Raw genomic sequence first — 19,233 nt, 5'->3', positions numbered from 1 at the left:
GCCGGGAGCACCGGCGAACGGCCCCGAACCCGGTGTCCGTCCCGGCGCGTTGACACTCCCGAATGTAGGACTGTCGACATGGCACACCCTCCGCATGTCTCCAAAAGATTCTTTCACTCTGCCAGCTAATATTCCCTCGCGAATCCAAGCACCATCCGTGGCGGATATTCCCCCGGCCGCCGACGCATCGGCCGAATGATACGGCCGAGCCGTCGTCTGCCGGACGGCTCGGGGGGTACCCCGTCGCGTCCGGGCACGATGGAAGCAGCGAACGGACACGAAGACTTACAACCACAGACACGAACGAAGAAACAATGTCAGAGGCACAATCGATCAACGACGGTTCGGGCATCGCACGCGATCTTACCGCGTTCCAGCAGAACATCCTCGTCATCCTCGCCGAGGAACCCATGTACGGGCTCGCCATCAAGCGCAACCTCGAGGACTACTACGGCACCGAGGTCAACCACGGGCGGCTCTACCCCAACCTCGACGACCTCGTCGAGATGGACCTGGTCGAGAAGAGCGAACTGGACAAGCGGACGAACCAGTACGAACTGACGCAGAAGGGCGTCGACGCCGTTCTCGACCGTCTCGACTGGATGCTGTCGAAGTACGTCACCGACGACGAGCGCGCGGGCGACGTTCGCGAACTCGTCGACGCTCACCTGTAGACCGGTCAGTCGCGGCGGACGGCTCCGGGCGCGTCCGTCCCGGCCACCTCGAACAGGTGTGCGAGTGACGCCTCGACCTCCGATTTTTGTTCTGTCGACGGCCACGCGTTACGCGGGTAGTACTCCCTGAGGAACACCGCTACCTCCTCGTTGGAGGCTTCCTCCAGCCGACGCACGTAGTGGTTCGACATGTAGTCCGCGAACGCGCGTGCGTTGGCCGCGTGGACCGCGCCGTGTTCGGCCTCCACCTCCCGGACGAGCCCCGCGTTGTGCGCTTCGACGTGTTCGTAGTCGTCCTCGTCGCCGGCGCCCGAGAGGGGCACCTCCACCGCCCGGCCGGTGTCGTCGATGCGGTCGACCCGGACCGTGCCGTCGACGACCCACTCTGCCGGGTGGAGCACGAGCGTGTCGTCCTCGTCGCGGACCCGTGCGGTGAAGTCGAACTCGGAGAGCAGCGTCGCGCGCCGGTCGAGATGCGCCTCCCGCTCGTTCCCGTCGACCGCGCTCTCGGCGAGCCGGGTGAGCCGTTCGGCCTCGTCGACGACCCGCTCGGGAAGTTCGGACTCCGCGGCGGGGTGGAACGACGGCGGGTCCTCGGGCGTGTCGGGCGTGTCGTTCGAATCGGCCGTATCGTTCGCCCCGCCCGACTCGCCTGTCGCGGACTCGCTCCCGTCGTTCGCGTCGTGCGTGTCGCTCGCATCGTTCGCGTCGTTCCCGTCCTCGGGGGTCGGCGGCTCAGGCATCGTCGAGCGCCTCGTTCGCCAGTTCGTCCGCGCGCTCGTTCACCTCCCGAGGGACGTGTTCGAGTGTCCAGCTGTCGAACCCCTCCAGGAGGCTCCGGACGCGGACGCGGTACTCCTTGAGTTCGGGGTCGTTCGCGTTCCACTCCCCGCGGACCTGCTTGACGATGAGCTGTGAGTCGCCGCGCACGTCGACCTCGTCCAGCCCGTAGTCGCGGGCGGCCTCCAGGGCGCGGATGAGCGCCTCGTACTCCGCCTGGTTGTTCGTCGTCCGCCCGACGGTCTCGCCGCCCTCGGCGACGATGCCGTCGCTCGTGACGATGGCCCAGCCGACCGCGGCGGGGCCGGGGTTCCCTCGGCACGCCCCGTCGAAGTAGACGTGGCCGCGGCCGCCTCCGTCGCGAAGGAGCATCGTCAGGTCGCTCGGTTCGGCGCCCTGCACGACGACCTTGCCCTCGTAGGCGACGGCGGTGGCGTCGCCGCGGCTGGCCCGCCAGCGTTCGTGGTCGGTGTTCCCGGTCTCCATGTCGACGCCCGCCTCGGAGAGACGAGCGCGCGCGTCGTCCGGGTCGCACTCGATGGTTGGCACGTTGGGGGGGAGGTGACGGCGGCAGTAAAACGGGTCGCTTCCGGTCGCCGGCGACTCGTGGGTCGGGGGGTCTCCGGGGAACCCTGCCGCCAACCTGTGAGATTAGCCACCGCCTTTATCAGTGAGCCGGGTGCCCCACATAAATACGATGACAGGGCCCACTCGCCAGCGGAACGGGGACCAGCGGCAGCGAGCGTGGCGCGACGCGGACACGACCGACGGGTCGCGCGCGTCGACGGAGTCGACGGAGTCCACCGAGGACCCCGACGCCGAGACGCTCGACCCGGAGGAACTCGACCCGGACGAGCTCACTAGAACGGCCGACGGCGAGCTCATCCACGAGGAGACCGGTCTGGTCGTCGAGGAGGAGAACATCGACCGCGGGCCCGAGTGGCGCGCGTTCAACCACTCCGAGCGCCAGTCGAAGTCCCGGGTCGGCGCGCCGACGACCCAGACGATGCACGACAAGGGGCTGACGACGACCATCGACTGGAAGGACAAGGACGCCTACGGGCGCTCCATCTCCTCGAAGAAGCGCTCGCAGATGCACCGCCTGCGCAAGTGGCAGGAGCGCATCCGCACGAAGGACGCCGGCGAGCGCAACCTCCAGTTCGCGCTCTCCGAGGTCGACCGCATGGCCTCCGCGCTCGGTGTGCCCCGCTCCGTGCGGGAGGTCGCGTCGGTCATCTACCGCCGCGCGCTCGACGAGGACCTCATCCGCGGGCGCTCCATCGAGGGGGTCGCCACCGCGTGTCTGTACGCCGCCTGCCGGAAGGAGGGCATCCCGCGGAGCCTCGAGGAGATTTCGGAGGTCTCCCGCGTGGAGCGGAAAGAAATCGGTCGGACCTACAGGTACGTCTCCCAGGAGCTCGGCCTGGAGATGCGCCCGGTCGACCCCAAGCAGTACGTCCCGCGTTTTGCCTCCGAACTCGAACTGAGCGAGGAGGTCCAGAGCAAGGCCAAGCACATCATCGAGACGACGGCCGAGCAGGGACTGCTGTCGGGGAAGTCCCCGACCGGCTTCGCCGCCGCCGCCATCTACGCCTCCTCGCTGCTCTGCAACGAGAAGAAGACCCAGCGCGAGGTCGCCGAAGTCGCGCAGGTGACGGAGGTCACCATCCGCAATCGGTATCAGGAGCAGATCGAGGCGATGGGCATCCACGGCTGAGCGCGTCGTTCGCGACGTAACCGATTCCACTCGACGACCGGTTTTCTGTCACCGACTACCGCCGGCTAGCTTCGCGTTCGTCTCGCCCCGACGTTCAAATGCGAGAGCGGGACCAGACCCTACGTGGCCTGACCCACGCCACGGGACGCAACGAGGCCGGTCCCCGGTCGTCGGCCGCGAGGCCCGAAGTGCGCGACGCGCCGTCCCGTGCTCCGAGGAGCGTCGCCTGCTCGCCAGCGACGGAGCGTGCGACACAGCCGGACGCGACCGCCCGGAGACGACCAGCCGAAGGTTCTTGCCCGTCCGTCCGGTATAAAGGACGATGCGCCTCGACGAGTACGTCGACATAGAGGCCAACGAACGCGCCGAGCGTCGGCGCCTCGCGAAGGAGAAGTCCTACGCGATTATGGACCAGCTGGAGCGGTTCCAGCACCGCTTCGACGAGGCCGTGCAGGGCGACTCGACCTTCGGCTCCGTCTCCCCCTCCATCTTCGTCGGCTCCGGCAACTACCCGAACGTCGCCACCGGCATCCTCTCGCCGGTCGGCCACGAGGAGCAGGCCGACCGCTTCGAGACCAGCGGCGCCTGGTACGACGAGGGGGTCGGCATCGAGGACGTGTTCCAGCGCCGGACCAGTCTCCTCAACTCGAACCAGGCGACGGACGTCCGGCGCGTCGGCGCGGACGCCTCGACCTCGGTCCACGACGCCTGGGAAGGGTTCGTCGGCGTCCAGCGCGAGGTCGCCATCGCCGACCGACCGGTGAGCGTCGAAATCGGCCTCGACGGCGCGCCCGAAATCGACTTCGACGTCTCCGACGACGACATCGCCACGCCGACCGGCCCGCGCGCCCGCGCTGAGTCGGCGGCACTCGGCGAGAACCCGCACGTCCCCCGGCCGGTGAAGAAGACCCTGGAGGACGACGACTGGCAGGCCCAGGGCGCGATGAACTACCTCTACCGCCGCGGCTTCGACGTGTACGAGATAAACTCGATTCTCTCCGCGGGGGCGCTCGGCCGCGGGGAGAACCGCCGGCTCGTCCCGACGCGGTGGTCCATCACCGCCGTCGACGATACGGTCGGTCAGTTCCTCCGCGGGACGATTCGCGACACACCGAGCGTCGACAGCGTGCAGGTGTACCGCAACGAGTACCTCGGCAACGCCTTCTGGGTCGTGCTCGCGCCCGGCCAGTGGGAGTACGAACTCGTCGAGATGAAGGCGCCGGGGAGCATCTGGAACCCCGACCCGCAGGCCGGATTGTGGATGTCCAGCGACCGCGAGGGGTACGAGGGTCGGACGGGGTACGTCGACGAGACCGCCGGCGCCTACTACGCCGCGCGACTCGGGGTGTTGGAGCACCTCTCGGACATCGGTCGACAAGCGAAGGTGCTCGTCCTCCGGCACGTCTCCGACGACTACTGGGGCCCGGTCGGCGTCTGGCAGGTCCGCGAGACGGTGCGGAACGCCTTCGGGGACGAGGGCGCCGAAGCCGAGACCTTCGGCGACGCGGTTCGCGGGGTGACCGAACACCTCCCGGTCTCCACGAACGACCTGCGTCGCAAGTCGGGGATGGTCTCCGGCCTCCAGACCAACCTCGCGGACTTCGGGCCGTAAGGCGTCCCGCCGGCGCCGCCAGCACCGGTTACATCGTCAGTTCCGCCGCCCCCACCGGCTCTGCCACCCACCGAAAGACAGTTACCTAATATATCTTCTGTAGTGACATGGCCGGCACTCGGCTTCGCGACCGACTCCCGCACGAGCGTGATACGGAAGCGTTCGTGTTCGGCCTCCTGGCCCTGTTCGTGGCCGGAGTGACGTTCTGGTCGTCGCTTCTCGCGGACGCCGCCGGTCCGCTCCTGGCGTCTCTGCCACCTCGTGTCGGCTCACCGTTCCTCCTCGGCGCCGTAGTCTGGCACCTGGGCGGACTGGGACTCGGCGCCGTCGTCTACGCCCGCGCTCGTGACGTCGGGCTGCCGATGGGCTGGCCGACCCGAGACCGGCACTGGCTCCTCGTCGCGGCGGTTACACCGCCGGTGCTCGTCTGCGTCGCGACCGTCGTCGGGACTGTCGTGACCGACACGTCGCTGGCCTCGATGGTCGGGACGCGATACGGACCGGAGGCCGACCTCGGGTTCGTGGTCGGGTCGGTGCTCCCGTCGGCCGCCTTCGGGGCCGCTGGTTACGGCCTGCTGTACCACGGCGCCGTCCAGGGCCGCCTCCGGAGGCTCCTGCCGCACTCGCACGCGGCGGCCCTCACGCCGCTTCTCGTCTGGTTCTCGGAGCCGATTCCGGCCGCCGGCTTCCGGACTATCGTCCGCGAGGGAGTGCCCCCGATGCTCGCCCTCTCGCTCGGGGTCGCCGCGACGGTCGGGCTCTGGTTCGGGACGGGACTCTGCTACCGCGCCTGGGTCGAACGGACGCCGAAGCGCCTCGTCAGACCGATGTACGTCCCGCTGCTGGCGCTCGGTCTGCTCGGCTTCGTCACCGCGCTGGGTGCCGCCGTCGACCTCCCTCGGGCCGGCTACGACCTCCTCCGAGTCGCGACCGTCGGCGTCGGCGCGTACGGCTACGAGCGCACGCGGTCCGTACTGACGCCGGTGCTCGCGCTCGCTACGTTCGAGGTCGCGGTCGGCGTCGTCGTCTACGCGGAGTCGATGACGGTGCTCGCGACGTGAACGCACCGTGTGCACCCCGGGACCGTTCGGCGGCCTCAGTGCTCGGCCGTGTCGAGGTTCGCGAACGCTTCGTCCACCAGTTCGCCGGTCGTCGCGATTATCTCGGCCATCTCCTCGTCGTCGGGGGCGACCCCGACAAGCCGACCGATGCGCATGATGCTCACGTGGTAGACGGTCTGGACGCCCGGTTCCTCCTCCCAAATCACGACGTTGCAGGGAAAGAGCGCGCCCATCCGGTTCTCCGAGACGGTAAGCACCTCGTCGGCGACGTTCGGGTTGCACGCGCCGAGCACGTAGTAGGGGTCGCGGTCGGCGTCGACCTTCTCGTTCAGTAGGTCGGCGGGCGAGAACTCGACCGGGACGCCGAAGCCGGCGTCGGTGAAGACCTCGCGAACGTGCTCGATGGCCTCCGCGTGGTCCATGTGGAGGGTCGCGCGCTTCTCGCCGATGTCTCCGGACTCGAGTGCCGCGGGGTCGATTGGGAGCGACATACGGGAGTACTGGGCACGGCACCGCGAAAAGCGTGTTGGGGCCGGAGTGGCACGAAGGCGTGTGTGAGGGCGTGAGCCGCCGGAACGGTCGAGCGCCTACTCCTCGGTCTGCACGGGGCCGTCGCCGATGACGGCGTGGACCTCGTGTACGAACGTCTGCCGAGAGTCGAAGTACGTCTCGTCGACGGCGTCGAGCACCTGGTCGAGCGTCTGCGGACCGTCGGGGGTTCTCACCGTCGAGTCGCCCTCCTTCTCCAGTACGCGGCTCGCTTCCTGTGGCCACGTCAGCCGGGAGGCGACGCGGGCGACCGGCTGTCCCTCGACCGGCTCGCGGTCGCCGAGTTCGACGGCGGGCGCCTCCTCCTCCTCTTCCGCATCGTCGTCGGACATGTCCGGACGTTCCCTACCGTGGAGGGTAACCCTTTCGGAGTTCCGTGGGGGTGTCGCCCCACGGACGCCGCTCCCGTAGTGGCGGGAACGAGAATCGACCGACGGCACGACGTCTTGCGGCCGTCTGACGTACCGTTTTGTGTACCCCTCCCGTAGGCGCGCCCATGACCAGTCTCGCGGATGCGTACACCGGCGGCGACCGGGGTAGTGGCGGCGAGAGCCGCCGACTCTACCTCGGCGTCGCCCTCTTCGTGGTCGGAACGTTGCTCGCGGTCGCGGGACTCGTCGTCGGTACGACGGAGGCGTTCGCCCCCCCGAACCAGAACGCCGTCATGCAGCTCACGTGGGCACGTCACGTCGGCGGACTCCTCGCCGGCGTCGGCATCCCCGCCGTCCTGCTCGGCATCTCGACCATCCTCCCTGCGGGGCGCCGGACCCGCGCCGCCGCCGTCGTCGGCGCCGGAATCGCGATGGTGGGCGTCGCCATGTTCTGGCACGCCTACCCCTGCCAGTGGTCGGGGTCGAACTGCCTCGCCGGCCAGACCGAACTGACGCTCCCGACCGTCGGGACGTACTTCCTCGGCGTCATCACCACCTTCTGGTGTCTGTTCGTCGGCGTCGCGAACTTCAAGACCCGGAACGACCCCGGCGGCACGGTGACGATGGAGGTCACCCGCCAGGGCGAGACGCGGTACGTCGAGGTGCCCGCCGAGAAGGCGTCGGGGCTCGGCGGCATCGGCTTTTTCGGCGACACTCCCGACGGTGACGTGAAGACCCAGACCAACCGCGGCGCCGTCAGCGACGGCGGCGCCGACGACACCGACATCCGGGAGCCACAGGGGTCGAACGCTCGGGGGCCGGCGACGACGCAGTCGCCCTCGGAGCCGTCGTCCTCGGGGTCGTTGACGCCGTCGTCCTCAGGTTCGTCGTCGACGGACGCCGAGATTATGCGCGACGACGAGCCCCGGGCCGACCCCACCGGCGACTCCTACTGCGGCTCCTGTGCGCACTTCGACTACGTCAAGACCGGGCAGGGGATGCAGCCGTACTGCGGTCTCCACGACGAGACCATGGAGGATATGGACGCCTGCCGGCAGTGGACACCTCGCGGCCGCGGCGACGGTCGCTGACGGGTCGACCCCCGTTCTACGACTCCTCTTCCGAGACGGACACCGACGCGAGCGTCGCGGCAACGTCGTCCCAGTGGCTCCCCTTCCAGAACAGCTGGCCGCAGTTCCGGCAGCGCCACGCCGACCCGTCGTTCGGGGCGTAGTCCGGGCGACTCTCCCCCTCCGCGACCGCCTCGACGCGACCGTTGCAGACGCTACAGCGCCGCGGCGGGTTGGCGAGCGCGAGGACGAAGCCGGCGGCCCGGAGCTCGGCGAGCTGGTCGACCACCTCGCGGGTTTCGAGGAGGAGCGCGCCGGGTACGCCCTCGTCCCGGCCTGCGCGCTCGGCGAGGCGTACGTTCCGGGTGAGTAGCGTCCGACCCTCCTCGGCCGCCATCCGGAGCAGCCGGTCGTCGGCCTCCACGTCCCGGTCGAGCGCGTAGGCGGTGTCGTAGCCGCACATCCGGAGGTACGTCGCGAGCTTGCCGAGCATCACGTCGAGGAGGAGTCGCGGCCGGTCCTCGCAGTCGGACTCGGCCCCTTCGACGCCGCTCAATGGAGGAACTCGCGGAGTCCGTCTGCGTTCCGCGCGTTCAGCACGTCGTCCGGTTCGGCCCACCCGCGACGGGCGGTGTGCACCCCGTATCTGACGTGCTCGAACTCGCTCGGCGAGTGGGCGTCGGTGTCGATGGCGACCGTCGCGCCGGCCTCGACGGCGAGGCGGACGACCTCGTCGCGGACGTCCAGGCGGTGGGGGTTGGCGTTGAGTTCGAGGGCGACCCCGTGATCGACAGCCGCCTCGACGACCCGGTCGAAATCCACGTCCAGCCCGGGGCGGCGGTTGAGCAGGCGCCCCGTCGGGTGTCCGAGGATGTCGACGGCGGGGTGCTCGACGGCCGTGACCAACCGACTCGTCGCGGTCTCGCGGTCCTGGTCGAGCGCGGCGTGTGGCGAGGCGACGACCACGTCGAGTTCGTCGAGCAGGTCGTCCGCCGTCGAGAGGCCGCCCTCGGCGTCGATGTTGGTCTCGACGCCGTGGAACACCGGGATGGAGGCGTCGGCGGCGACCTCGGCCACGGCGTCGGCCTGCTCGCGCAGTTCGTCGTCGTCGAGGCCGACGCCGCCGACCATCCCGGGGCCGGTCGCGTGGTCGGTGACGACGTGGTAGTCGTACCCCCTCGCGGCGGCGCCTTCGACCATCTCCGCGATGGAGTTGTTGCCGTCGGACCAGTCGGTGTGGGTGTGGAGGTCCCCCCGGACGTCGTCGACGTCGAGCAGGTCGGGGAGGTCGCCGTCGAGGGCGGCGTCTATCTCGCCGCGGTCCTCCCGCAGCTCGGGGACGGGGACGGCCATGTCGAGCGCCTCGTAGATTTCGTCCTCGTGGCTCCCGCCGACCTTCGTGCCGACGCGCTGGCCGGCCTCGGGGTCGTCGACGTCCGAGACGTCGAAGATACCGTACTCGTTGATTTTGAGCCCCTGCTCGATGGCGACGTTCCGGAGGTGCTTGTTGTGGTCCCACGACCCGGTGAAGTGCTGGAGCGCGGAGCCGTACTCCTCGGGGACGACGACCCGGAGGTCGACCCGGACGCCGCTCGCGCGGACGCTGGCCTTCTCGGCACCGGCCTCGATGACCGTGTCGGCGCGCTCCCAGTCGGCGAAGGCGTCGACGACCGCCTGGCCGTCGTCGCTCGCGGCGAGCACGTCCACGTCGCCGACGGTCTCCTTCCAGCGGCGGATAGAGCCGGCGACCTCCGCCCGCTCGACCGAATCGAGCGACCCGACGTACCCAAGGGCGTCGTCGGCCAGCGGCCGGGCCTCACCGAGTAACTCGCGTTCCCTCGCCTGCCGGGCGAAGGGGACGTTCTCGAGGATGTTCTGTTCGGTCTTCGCCCCGAACCCCTTCACCTCCTGGATTCTACCCTCCTCGGCCGCCGCTTCCAGTTCGTCGAGCGTCGTGACCCCCAGCGCCTCGTACAGGTCGCCGACGGTCTTCGGACCGACGCCCTCGACCGCGGTGAGGCCGGCCATGTCGACCGGGAGTTCCTCGCGGAGTTCCTCGAGTTCCGCTATCTCGCCGGTCTCGACGAACTCGACGACCTTGCTCGCGATAGCCTCGCCGACGGCGTCTATCTCCTCGACGCGCTCCCGTCCCGCCGCCGCGAGGTCCTCGACGGCGCCGGGGTGGTCCCGGATGTTCTCCGCGGCCTGGCGATACGCGCGGGGTTTGTACTCGACGTCCTGTGCCTCCAGCAGGTCGGCCATCTCCTCCAGCAGGGTCGCGACCTCGGCGTTGCGGCTCACGCTTCTCACCGCCCTCCGCGACCGCGGGCGTTACTGCCGCCGTCCCGACCGAGCGCCTGTTTGAGAAAGTTCATCCAGCGCTTCTGGTCCTGTGCCTCCTGTAACTGGGCCTCCTGTTCGAGGTCGACGGGGCGAAGCTGGTCCAGGGCGTCCAGTGCGCGGTCGATACCGATGATGCTCCGGGCGAGTTCGTCGCCCTCCTCGTAGCTCACCTCGTTGTCCTCGATTTTCGCCAACCGTTCCGTGCGCTCGCGCCGGAGGTTGCGCTTCGCCTGCTCGACGCGTTCGCGCTCGCCGTCCGGAATCGTGTCGCGGCGCTTGATTTCGAAGACGAACGTGCGGAGGTCGATGGTCTCCCCCTGCACCTCGATTTCGTCGGGGATGTCGACGCCAACGGTCGCGCTCTCCCGACCGACGCGCTCGAGCAGTTGCTTCCGCTGGTACTCTTTCACGTTCTCCGAGTTGGTACGGGTCGGTCTTTGCTCCTTCGCCCTCTCTCGGTGTTGGCGGAGTAGTTCGGTGGTGTCTCGGAGGACGAGACTTCCGAGACGACCCTCGAAAGCCCCCGACGGCTCGACTCGTCTGCTAATCGGCGTCGTCACTCGACACGAACCCACGAACGAAAAAGGACCGGGACGGACCGTTTTATGGCCTGTCCCCGAGGAGCCACACACGATGACCGCACCCACACTCGACACACAGGAGACCATCGGAAAGATAGTCGACTCGGGCGTCGTCGCCGTCCTCCGCGGGGCGGGCGCCGACACCGTCGTCGACACCGCCGAGGCGCTCGCCGAAGGCGGCGTCACCGCCATCGAACTCACCGCCGACACGCCCGGCGTCATGGACATGCTCGACGACGTGACCGACGCGCTCGCCGGGAGCGACGTCGTCGTCGGCGTCGGCACCGTCCTCGACGAGGCGACCGCCCGGTCGGCCATCCTCGCCGGCGCGGAGTTCGTCGTCCAGCCCACCTTCTCCGAGGAGGTCGTCCGCGTCTGCAACCGCTACGGCGTCCCCGTCGCGCCGGGCGTGTTCACCCCGACCGAGGCCATCGACGCCTACGAGGCCGGCGCCGACTTCGTGAAGGTGTTCCCGGCAAAGACCGGCGGCCCGGAGCACGTGAGCGCCATCAAGGGCCCGCTCGGCCAGGTTCCCATCATGCCCACCGGCGGCGTCGACCTCGACAACGCCGCCGACTTCATCGACGCCGGCGCGGTCTGCGTCGGCGCCGGGAGCGCCCTCGTCGACGACGAGGCCGTGCAGGCCGGCGACTTCGAGGCCGTCACCGAGCGCGCCCGCGAGTTCTCGCAGGTCGTCGCCGACGCCCGGGACGAGTAACGGCCGACCGCGCTCGCGCCCTACGCGCATCTTTTTCACCGCCCGTCCCGACCCACCAACGTGTCAGGAATCGTCTTCTTCGCCACCGAGAACCGCGACGCGGTCGTCGACTTCTACCGCAAGACCGTCGGCGCCGAGGTGTGGCTCGAACAGCCCGACTGCACGATTTTAGAGTACGACGGCTTCCGCTTCGGCTTCTGTGCCCGCGACCACACCGACGACTGTGGGATTCTCACTTTCGTCTTCGACTCCCGCGAGGCGGTCGACGCGATGCACGAACGCGTCGGCGACGCGGCCGTGGAGGATCCACACGGGAACGAGACGTACGATATCTACCAGTTCTTCGCCGAGGACCCGGACGGCCGAACGACGGAGTTCCAGGTGTTCGAGGACTGAGCGCGCCGGTGCTCAGTTCGACGAGTCGGCGCCGAACCCGACCCCGTCGGTGTCGCCGTCGACTTCGTTTTCGCTGTCGTCGCCCGGTTTGTTCCTCCTGTCGTCGCTAGTTCCGTGCTCGCCTTCGCCGTCGGCGTCGGGGTCGCTCCCTTCGACCGCTTCGTCGCCGTCGAGGTCGCGATTGCGTCCGTCGTCGTCGTCGGCCACTGGACCGGCTCCCTCGTCGGCCGCTCGACCGACCGACTCGTCGGCGTCGGCCGGTCGGCGCTCCGTCGCCTCTGCACGCTGACGGTCGCGTCGCGTCGCCAGCGACGCCCGCAGGCGTTCGTCCAGTTCGTCTCTGAGCGTCGCCGCCGTCGACTCGTCTACGTCGACGGCGGCGGCGTCGTTGCCCACGAGCGAGTTCGAGCCGGCGGTGTCGACGACGACGGTCGCGAGGTCCCAGCGCCACTGGAACGGCGTCCGCGACTCGATGACGGTCTGGATACGGTAGTACGGGACGACCTTGGTCTGCCGGCGCCAGAACCCGTTGCGCGTGACGACGTGGTCCGCACCGAGCCAGTAGCCCCGGTGGAGCCACTTGAGGTGGGCCGCCACGGGCACGACGGCGAGGAGGACGAGCGGAATCCACCACGGGAAGCCGACCGCGAGGACGTACTCGACGCCGAAGAAGGCCGCCGTGACGGCGGCGAGGGCGATGAGGTACCGCATCGCGTAGCGTCGGCGAACCCGCTTGGGCGGGCGTTCGAAGGCGGGGTCGCCGAACGGCTCCACGTCGTTCGCGAGTTGGAGCACCCGCTCGACGCTCGCGAGCGGGACGGCCGACTCCGAGCCGCGGTCGCCACCGGTGCCCGGGCCGTACCCCGCCGTCTCGATGGCGAGCGAGGCGTAGCCGAAACGGCGCTTGAGCGGGTTGTCCTCGACCGTCACGGTCTGGACCTTGTCGAGCGGGATGGAGCCGTCGTAGCGCCGCAGGAGCCCGCGCTCGTAGCGAAGTTCGTCGTCGGCCCGCGAGAGGGTGAACCCGTAGTAGTTGGCGACGGCGACCGCGATGCCGGCCAGCCACGAGACGAGCACGATGAGCAGGAGGACCGCGACGCCCCCGAGCGCCAGCAGCGGCCCCTCCACGTCGGCGAACAGCCCCGACACCACCGGCACCGACCCGGAGGCGAGAAAGAGCAGGATGCCGGGGCCGCGGAGGTCGAACGACAGGAGCCCGACGAGCGCCAGCTCGTCCGCCGAGAGGGCGAACAGCTCCTCGACGTCCTCCTCGCCCGCCTCACCCGCTCCTGGCTCTTCGCCGCGCTTCAGCCGGGCCACCTCCCGCTGGAGGCGTTTGGCCTCTTCGAAGGAGACGAACCGGATGGCCGCCTCGGTGGTCGAGCCGCCGGCGGTCTCGAAGTTGACGGCGGCGATGGAGAGGGCGCGCTGGAGCGCGTTGCGACTGATGTCGACGTTCTGCACCCGTCGCAGGGGAATCTCGCGGTTCCGCCGGGAGAACACGCCGGAACTGATGTCGAGCGACTCGGCCGTCAACTCGTACTCGTAACGCCGGTAGTAGGCCACTTCGTACCCCACGAGCGCGAGGACGAGCAGCACCACGAGTCCGAGGACGAGCAGCGGCCCGCCCAGGTCGTTGGTGACCGCCATCGCGCCCGAGAACAGCGCGAACACGAGCGTGAAGAGGAGGCTTCCCCCCTTCCGGGCCGCCCGGTACGGCACCGACAGCGGGGAGAGCCGGGGGCTCATACCGCGTCCTCGCCCTCCGCGCGGATGGCGAGGCGCTTCAGCCGGTCCTGCAGGCTGTCGGCGCCGTCCGGCGTCAACCCCGGAATCGACACGTCGGCCCCCCGCGAGCCGGCCGTGTAGACGACAGTGCTGGCGAGGCCGAGGAACCGCTCCGCCGGCCCCCGGGCGGAGTCGACGTGCTGGATGCGCACGAAGGGAACGACGGTCCGGACGCGGGTGAACACGCCGCGTTCGAGGTACAGCGAGTCCTCGCGCACCTCGTACCCCCACAGCCGGTACTTGACGGCGGCGTAGGCGACACCGACGACGAGCGCGACGAGGAACACGCCGACGGGGAGCAGCGTCGGGAGGTCGAGTGCGACGCGGCTCACGACCCACGTAATCGCGCCGAGGACGACGGCGAGCAGCGCGGCACGCACCGCCCAGAGCACCTGCACCCGTGGGTGGAGCCGGTTCATCGCTCGGCCCCGCGGCCGACGCCTCGGCCGACTTCGGGCCGGCGCGCGGTCGCGGACCCCGCGGCGAGCCGAACCTCGCGCTTCGTCGGGAGCCCGACCCACGTCGTCGCTCCCCGACGTTCGTTCATGTCCGGTCGTTCCGGCGGACGTGGCTTAAAACATACAGGAATCGGTGAGGGTCGCCGGCCCGTCGCGAGCCACCCCTGTTCCGACTCGCTGGGCTCCGACTCACTGGGTTCCGGCCCACCTCGTGCCGCCCCACCCTGTCCCGGCTCACCCGGTCGTCGGTGCGTCGCCTACCGGTCGACAGTTCGGGCGTAGGTGCCGAACGGGGTGGACCGTTCGATGCGGATTTCGCCGGTGTCGTGGTCGAACTCTATCGTGAGCGGCATCGGTCGGGAGTCGTCGACGCTCATCGGTGGAGGCCACGTCCGTCTCGGTCATAAAGATATCGTACAGATTATATTTGCGGAGGGGTAACACCGGTGACTGTTACGGCCACCTCCTCAGCTCTCGGGAGTGCTCCGGAGAGGGGGAGCGGTGCCCGCTTCCGGGACTGCTCCCCGCTCAGTCGTCGACGCGTCGGAGCCGGCCCGCACGCACGTCGAGTGCGGCGGTGTAGTGGACGAGTGGGTCGCCTTCCGGCGGCTCGAACCCGTTGGCCTCGAAGAGGCCGTTCTCCCGGACGGTGACGGCCGCCGACTGGAGCGGCCACGGGTCGTGGCGTATCTCGCAGTACCACGGGCGCGACCCGGTGTAGAACCGGTAGTTCTCGGCGAGGAACTCGTCGAGGCTCCCCGGTTCACCCGGCGCGGGGTCGCCGGTCGGGCGGAAGACGAGGTCGACGCGGGCCGGGTCGGCCCCCGGGTGGCGGCGCCGGCTCAGAAACCGGAAGGTTGGGTCGTGGTCGACGCTCCCGCCGGTCGTGTCGGCGTCCACCCGAGAGAGGCGCATCTCCGCGTGGTAGTAGGGGAGCCGGAACGCCGCGCGGGCCCCGAGGACGCCCAGCCAGTCGTTCGCGTCGAGGTTGTAGAAGTAGACCCCCTTCGGCCCGCCCGACTCGGGGCGGACGTACGTCCGGAGGTTCACCTCGTGGAAGGAGAGGCCGTAGGGGCTCCCTCGGGGACGAATATCGGGCATCGTGAACGCGACGACGCCGAGCCACGCCCGACCGTCGTGGGTCGCGACCGAGAGCCCCTCGGGGAGCGTCTCCCCCACCCGGTCGGGGTCGACGGGCCAGTGGAGGAAGAGCAGGTGTTCCCAGCGCATGGTGAGCAACGGGCGCATCGGTTCGACTACGGAGGGCGCCGCCTTCGGCCTACCGACCGCGGAGTCGCGTGCCGGGTTCGGGGCTTCACGGGACCGTCGACGCAGGACGGCTATCGAGAGGGTAAAACGGCCCTTTGTGCCAAGCGAGCCCTTAACACATCAGACGGACGACTGGTATCCATGTCACGGGAGCCAAGGTGTGGTGGAACCGACGAACGGAGCGACGGACCGGGGCCGGATGGCCGCCGCCTCTTGCGGGCGGTCGCGGTGGTCGCCCTCGCGGCGCTGGTGGTGCTCGCGGGGTGTTCAGGTGCCGGCAACGACGCGGCTGGCGGAGGGGGCAGTGGGAGCGTCGACACGGGCGCCGAATCGGGCGCCGCCGGCGGCGCGGCGGACGGCGCGGCGAGCGAGGCGACGGCCAGCGCCGGTGACAGCGCGGCCGAACGGAGCGGGTCGGCTACGGCGAGCGCGTCGGGGTTCGCCGAGGGCCGGGTCCAGATTCGGCTGGGGACGGTCGACCTCCGGGTCGAGGACTACGACGCCGCCCGACGGAACGTCACCGCCGCGACTGCGCGTTACGGCGGGTTCGTCAGCGACTCGAGCGAGCAGGTTCACGAGCGCGGCAACGACTCCTGGACCACCGGGACGCTCGTCGTTCGGGTGCCGAACGAGAACTTCTCGGCGGCGATGGAGGAGACCAAGGCCCAGGGCCGGGTCGACTCGGCGAACACCGAGACGAAGGACGTGACCGAGGAGGTCGTCGACACGGAGGCGCGGCTGACGAACCTCCGTACCCAGCGCGACCGCCTGCGAGAGCTGTACGAGTCGGCCAACGACACCGAGTCCGTACTGCAGGTACAGGAGCGACTCTCGGAGGTGCAGTCCGAGATAGAGCGCCTGGAGGGTCGGCTTCGGACGCTGGAGAACCGGGTGGCGTACTCGACGATTACGGTGACGCTGCGCGAGGAGCCGCCGGAGCGTGAAATCCAGCCTCGGCCCCAGTGGTACGACACGCCGGTCGTCGCGGCGTTTCTCCAGTCGGTCGACGGCGTGGCGACGACCCTGCGAGCCGCGGTCGTCGCCGCGGCCTACCTCGCGCCGTACGCGCTGGCCTTCGGCGTGCCGGTCGTGGGTGTGGCGGTGCTGGCCCGGCGCCGGCTGAGGTAGGGGACGCCGACTACGCGCCCTCGGCGTCGAGCGCCGCTCTGAGCGCCGCCAGCGTCTCCTCGTCGCCCGCGCCGACGTACAGCCCCTCCTCGGCGTGGGAGACCGCGCCCGCCTCTTCGGCGAGCAACTCGCCCGCGTACTGTTCGTACACGTCCGGGTGGTAACAGACGATTCCCTCCAGCGAGCCGCGAGCGAGCAGTCCCCAGTCGACACACGGCGACCACGTCGAGACGACGCGCTTGCACCGCGCTTCGAGGGCGTCGTACATCGCGTCGCCGCGGGCGCACAGGTCGGGGTCGCGGACGGCGGGTAGGCCCCGCACGAACGAGACGGTACCGGCGTCGAGGGAGACGTCGCTGCCGACCTCGATGCGCCGCCCGCCGACGGTCGCGCCGCCGTCGGCGGTCGCGAGGTAGAGGTCGTCCGGCAGGGGCTCGTAGATGGCCGAGACGACCGGCTCCCCGTCGCGGACGACGGCGACGGCGGTGGCGAACGCCGGCAGTCCGGCCGCGAAGTTGTTGGTGCCGTCGAGCGGGTCGACGACCCACTCGTACCGGCTCCCGTCGCCGTTGCCGTCGTGGCCCGACTCCTCGCCGTGGAGGGCGTGCTCGGGAAACGCCTCGCGGACGACCGACAGCACGCGCGCCTCAGCCTCCCGGTCGGCGACGGCCTTCACGTCGTCGGCGCCGTAGTCGCCCGCGACGGGGCCGTCCCGGAACTCCGCGGCGAGGTACTCGCCGCCGGTGCGGGCGGCCTCGACGGCCACGTCGGCCAGGTCGTCGAGCGGGAGCGACCACTCCGAGGTGTCTCCCGCGGTGTCGTCGCCGCCGGTCTCGTCGGCGGCGTCGGAATCGCTCATACCGGAGGACAGTCCGTTGGAAGACAAGAGCCGTTCGGTCCGTCGGCGCGGCTGTCCGGAGTTCCCCGCCGCTCGACGGGACTGGCCGACCCGTCCTCAGGGGTACGTCGACCCCTCGACGGTCACGTTCAGCGTCCCCACCACCGTCCCGTTGACGGTGTTCACCGCGTATATGCGGGACTCGCCGGTGGGAAGCGGGAGTGACACCGACTGTTGACCGGCGTCGACCGTCGTCGAGTAGAACGACCCGCCGTCCGGCGAGACCACCGACAGCTTCGTCACCCCGGAGTCGGTCGTCGCCGTCGGCGTCAGCCGCAGCGACACCTGCACCGAGTTCGTCCCCCACTCGTCGGTCGTCGAGACGCCCTCGAACACCGGCGAGTCGGCGGCGTCCGAGCCGACGGTCGGCCCGACCGTCAGACAGCCGCTCCCGAGGACGAGGAGTAGACAGAGGAAGACGGTTCCGCGACCTCCGTGCGTCGAACTCGAGTCCATCACACGAGTGGTCGGCGAGGCGGCTTATGACTCCGCTGGCCCGGCGTCGGTCTCCCGAGTCGTACCCCTCCGCAAACTGTCGGCGGGGCCCGAGCGGTAAAGTGGTCGTCGCCAGTCCTCACGTGACGACGGATGACCCGCCACTACCGGCGGCCGACCGTGGCCGGCCACGGTCGCGGACGGCCGCAGCACCGACGACCTGAAGCGACGCGACGTGGTGAGGACGGCCGCCGGCAACCGAGGTGTCGCCCCCGATGAGCGACGACACGTCGACCGACGACCCGTCGAGCAGCATCGACACCAAGGAAGAGGACCCCAACTTGGAGGCGACCGACGTCGACGAGGTCGGCACGGCCAACACCATGCGCGAGCGAAGCGGCGAGACGAAGCTCAAGGTGTGGCTCTTCCTCGAGGGCAACCGGCTGGTCGTCACCGGCCTGCTCGGTCTGTTGGTGTTCGGCGCCTTCGTCTTCGGCGGGACGTTCTTCTATCAGTACCTGCTCACGGACGCGCTGACCGCCGACACCGTCGAGACGGTGTTCTCGACGATGATCGCCGCCATCATCACCGGCGTCACGCTCACCCTGACTATCTCGCAGATCGTCATCTCACAGGAGAACGGCCCGCTCGGCGACCAGCACCAGCGCATGAGCGACACGATGGACTTTCGGGAGTACACCGAGCAGATTATCGGGAGTCCGACGCCGGCCGACCCCTCCGCGTTCCTCCGGGCGCTCATCCTGGAGACGAAGGAGTACGGCCGACAGCTCCGCGAGACGGTCGTCGAGAGCGACGACGAGGCGCTCCGCGGCGAGGTCGCGGAGTTCTCGGAGAGCCTCATCGGGAACGCCGACGCGGCGGCAGAGAAGCTCGAAGGGCGCTCGTTCGGCGACTACGACGTGCTGTCGGCGGCGCTCGACTTCAACTACAGCTGGAAGATTTACCAGGTCGAGCGGATCGCCGACGACCACCAGGACGTACTCCCGTCGGAGACCGCCGACGTACTCGGCGAACTGAAGACGGTGCTCTCGATGTTCGGCCCGGCGCGCGAGCACGTCAAGACGCTGTACTTCCAGTGGGAGCTCATCAGCCTCTCGCAGAACATCCTCTACCTCTCCGTCCCGGCGCTCATCGTCGCCGGCTTCGTGACGACCTACCTCGGCGGGAGCTCGCTCGTGGGGGAGACCCTCGGCGTGTCGAACCTCGTGTGGGTCGTCTCCGGGTCGTTCGCGACCACGTCGCTCCCCTTCCTCCTGCTCATCTCCTACGTGGCCCGCATCGCGACCGTCGCGAAACGGACCCTCGACATCGGACCGTTCATCCTGCGGGACTCGCAGTACTGACGGGGGTCCCGGCGCACGCTC

Annotated in this window: 22 protein-coding genes; 9 read left to right on the top strand and 13 right to left on the bottom strand. The window is 69.6% G+C overall.

The genetic code is table 11. The features are described 5' to 3' along the window. Positions 1-314: 314 nt before the first annotated feature. Positions 315-674 carry a PadR family transcriptional regulator gene (locus N5095_RS21655; RefSeq protein WP_267625276.1) on the top strand — a complete coding sequence of 120 codons (360 nt, stop codon included), beginning with the start codon at positions 315-317 and terminating at the stop codon, positions 672-674. Between the two features lie 5 nt (positions 675-679). Here N5095_RS21655 and N5095_RS21650 read toward each other — a convergent pair whose 3' ends face one another. Together N5095_RS21650 and rnhA are read right to left on the bottom strand one after the other, a co-directional pair. Beyond that, positions 680-1,417, bottom strand: a complete 738-nt coding sequence (locus N5095_RS21650) for a DUF7108 domain-containing protein (RefSeq protein WP_267625275.1) — start codon at positions 1,415-1,417, stop codon at positions 680-682. Then, complete coding sequence (rnhA, locus tag N5095_RS21645; RefSeq protein WP_267625274.1) at positions 1,410-2,003, bottom strand: ribonuclease HI; 594 nt, start codon at positions 2,001-2,003, stop codon at positions 1,410-1,412. Before rnhA ends, N5095_RS21650 begins: the two co-directional genes overlap by 8 nt. Before the next feature lie 148 nt (positions 2,004-2,151). On the opposite strand from rnhA, the gene N5095_RS21640 reads away from it, so the two are divergent. The 3 genes from N5095_RS21640 (at position 2,152) to N5095_RS21630 (ending at position 5,844) form a co-directional block, all read left to right on the top strand. Further along, positions 2,152-3,171, top strand: a complete 1,020-nt coding sequence (locus N5095_RS21640) for a transcription initiation factor IIB (protein WP_267625273.1) — start codon at positions 2,152-2,154, stop codon at positions 3,169-3,171. Positions 3,172-3,493: 322 nt separating this feature from the next. Beyond that, entirely contained in the window at positions 3,494-4,783 is a 1,290-nt protein-coding gene (gene nreA, locus N5095_RS21635) for a DNA repair protein NreA (RefSeq protein ID WP_267625272.1), read from the top strand. Positions 4,784-4,890: 107 nt separating this feature from the next. Further along, positions 4,891-5,844, top strand: a complete 954-nt coding sequence (locus N5095_RS21630) for a hypothetical protein (RefSeq protein WP_267625270.1) — start codon at positions 4,891-4,893, stop codon at positions 5,842-5,844. Between the two features lie 35 nt (positions 5,845-5,879). Here N5095_RS21630 and N5095_RS21625 read toward each other — a convergent pair whose 3' ends face one another. Continuing rightward, positions 5,880-6,335, bottom strand: a complete 456-nt coding sequence (locus tag N5095_RS21625) for a DUF302 domain-containing protein (protein ID WP_267625269.1) — start codon at positions 6,333-6,335, stop codon at positions 5,880-5,882. A gap of 96 nt (positions 6,336-6,431) precedes the next feature. Next, positions 6,432-6,725 (bottom strand): DUF5789 family protein, encoded by a 294-nt coding sequence (locus tag N5095_RS21620; RefSeq protein WP_267625268.1) that lies wholly within the window; start codon positions 6,723-6,725, stop codon positions 6,432-6,434. A 164-nt stretch (positions 6,726-6,889) separates the two neighbouring features. Between N5095_RS21620 and N5095_RS21615 the strand changes: the two genes are divergently transcribed. Then, positions 6,890-7,855 carry a cell division protein CdpA domain-containing protein gene (locus N5095_RS21615; protein ID WP_267625267.1) on the top strand — a complete coding sequence of 322 codons (966 nt, stop codon included), beginning with the start codon at positions 6,890-6,892 and terminating at the stop codon, positions 7,853-7,855. Positions 7,856-7,871: 16 nt separating this feature from the next. On the opposite strand, the gene N5095_RS21610 is transcribed toward N5095_RS21615, so the two are convergent. The 3 genes from N5095_RS21610 to N5095_RS21600 are packed head-to-tail and all read right to left on the bottom strand — an operon-like array spanning position 7,872 to position 10,587. Further along, positions 7,872-8,390: a Mut7-C RNAse domain-containing protein gene (locus tag N5095_RS21610; protein ID WP_267625266.1), complete on the bottom strand. Its 519-nt coding sequence runs from the start codon at positions 8,388-8,390 to the stop codon at positions 7,872-7,874. After that, positions 8,387-10,135: a DNA polymerase/3'-5' exonuclease PolX gene (gene polX, locus N5095_RS21605; RefSeq protein WP_267625265.1), complete on the bottom strand. Its 1,749-nt coding sequence runs from the start codon at positions 10,133-10,135 to the stop codon at positions 8,387-8,389. Before polX ends, N5095_RS21610 begins: the two co-directional genes overlap by 4 nt. A 5-nt stretch (positions 10,136-10,140) precedes the next feature. Continuing rightward, positions 10,141-10,587: a DUF5788 family protein gene (locus tag N5095_RS21600; protein WP_267625264.1), complete on the bottom strand. Its 447-nt coding sequence runs from the start codon at positions 10,585-10,587 to the stop codon at positions 10,141-10,143. Positions 10,588-10,810: 223 nt separating this feature from the next. On the opposite strand from N5095_RS21600, the gene N5095_RS21595 reads away from it, so the two are divergent. Further along, positions 10,811-11,476: a bifunctional 4-hydroxy-2-oxoglutarate aldolase/2-dehydro-3-deoxy-phosphogluconate aldolase gene (locus N5095_RS21595; protein WP_267625263.1), complete on the top strand. Its 666-nt coding sequence runs from the start codon at positions 10,811-10,813 to the stop codon at positions 11,474-11,476. A gap of 60 nt (positions 11,477-11,536) precedes the next feature. Next, positions 11,537-11,872 carry a VOC family protein gene (locus tag N5095_RS21590; RefSeq protein ID WP_267625262.1) on the top strand — a complete coding sequence of 112 codons (336 nt, stop codon included), beginning with the start codon at positions 11,537-11,539 and terminating at the stop codon, positions 11,870-11,872. Between the two features lie 12 nt (positions 11,873-11,884). On the opposite strand, the gene N5095_RS21585 is transcribed toward N5095_RS21590, so the two are convergent. From N5095_RS21585 to N5095_RS21570, 4 genes are all read right to left on the bottom strand, one after another. Beyond that, positions 11,885-13,621, bottom strand: a complete 1,737-nt coding sequence (locus tag N5095_RS21585) for a PH domain-containing protein (protein ID WP_267625260.1) — start codon at positions 13,619-13,621, stop codon at positions 11,885-11,887. Next, complete coding sequence (locus tag N5095_RS21580) at positions 13,618-14,079, bottom strand: PH domain-containing protein (protein ID WP_267625259.1); 462 nt, start codon at positions 14,077-14,079, stop codon at positions 13,618-13,620. The genes N5095_RS21585 and N5095_RS21580 overlap by 4 nt, the downstream gene beginning before the upstream one ends. After that, positions 14,076-14,207, bottom strand: coding sequence for a hypothetical protein (locus N5095_RS21575; protein WP_267625258.1), 132 nt, complete (start codon positions 14,205-14,207; stop codon positions 14,076-14,078). Before N5095_RS21575 ends, N5095_RS21580 begins: the two co-directional genes overlap by 4 nt. A 439-nt stretch (positions 14,208-14,646) precedes the next feature. Next, positions 14,647-15,366: a YqjF family protein gene (locus N5095_RS21570; RefSeq protein WP_267625257.1), complete on the bottom strand. Its 720-nt coding sequence runs from the start codon at positions 15,364-15,366 to the stop codon at positions 14,647-14,649. Between the two features lie 162 nt (positions 15,367-15,528). On the opposite strand from N5095_RS21570, the gene N5095_RS21565 reads away from it, so the two are divergent. Continuing rightward, a complete protein-coding gene (locus tag N5095_RS21565) occupies positions 15,529-16,515 on the top strand; it encodes a DUF4349 domain-containing protein (protein ID WP_267625256.1) in 987 nt (328 codons plus the stop codon). A 10-nt stretch (positions 16,516-16,525) separates the two neighbouring features. Here the strand turns inward: N5095_RS21565 and N5095_RS21560 are convergent, their stop codons facing one another. Both N5095_RS21560 and N5095_RS21555 read right to left on the bottom strand, forming a co-directional pair. Further along, positions 16,526-17,374 carry an inositol monophosphatase family protein gene (locus N5095_RS21560; RefSeq protein ID WP_267625255.1) on the bottom strand — a complete coding sequence of 283 codons (849 nt, stop codon included), beginning with the start codon at positions 17,372-17,374 and terminating at the stop codon, positions 16,526-16,528. Positions 17,375-17,470: 96 nt separating this feature from the next. After that, positions 17,471-17,869 (bottom strand): hypothetical protein, encoded by a 399-nt coding sequence (locus tag N5095_RS21555; RefSeq protein WP_267625254.1) that lies wholly within the window; start codon positions 17,867-17,869, stop codon positions 17,471-17,473. 254 nt (positions 17,870-18,123) lie between these two features. Between N5095_RS21555 and N5095_RS21550 the strand changes: the two genes are divergently transcribed. Next, entirely contained in the window at positions 18,124-19,212 is a 1,089-nt protein-coding gene (locus N5095_RS21550) for a DUF7972 family membrane protein (protein WP_267625252.1), read from the top strand. Positions 19,213-19,233: the final 21 nt, after the last annotated feature.

This window comes from Halobium salinum, assembly GCF_026586625.1.
Lineage (GTDB): Archaea > Halobacteriota > Halobacteria > Halobacteriales > Haloferacaceae > Halobium > Halobium salinum.
Note: the sequence above shows the minus strand (reverse complement) of the source record. Positions and strands in the feature narration are given on the sequence as shown.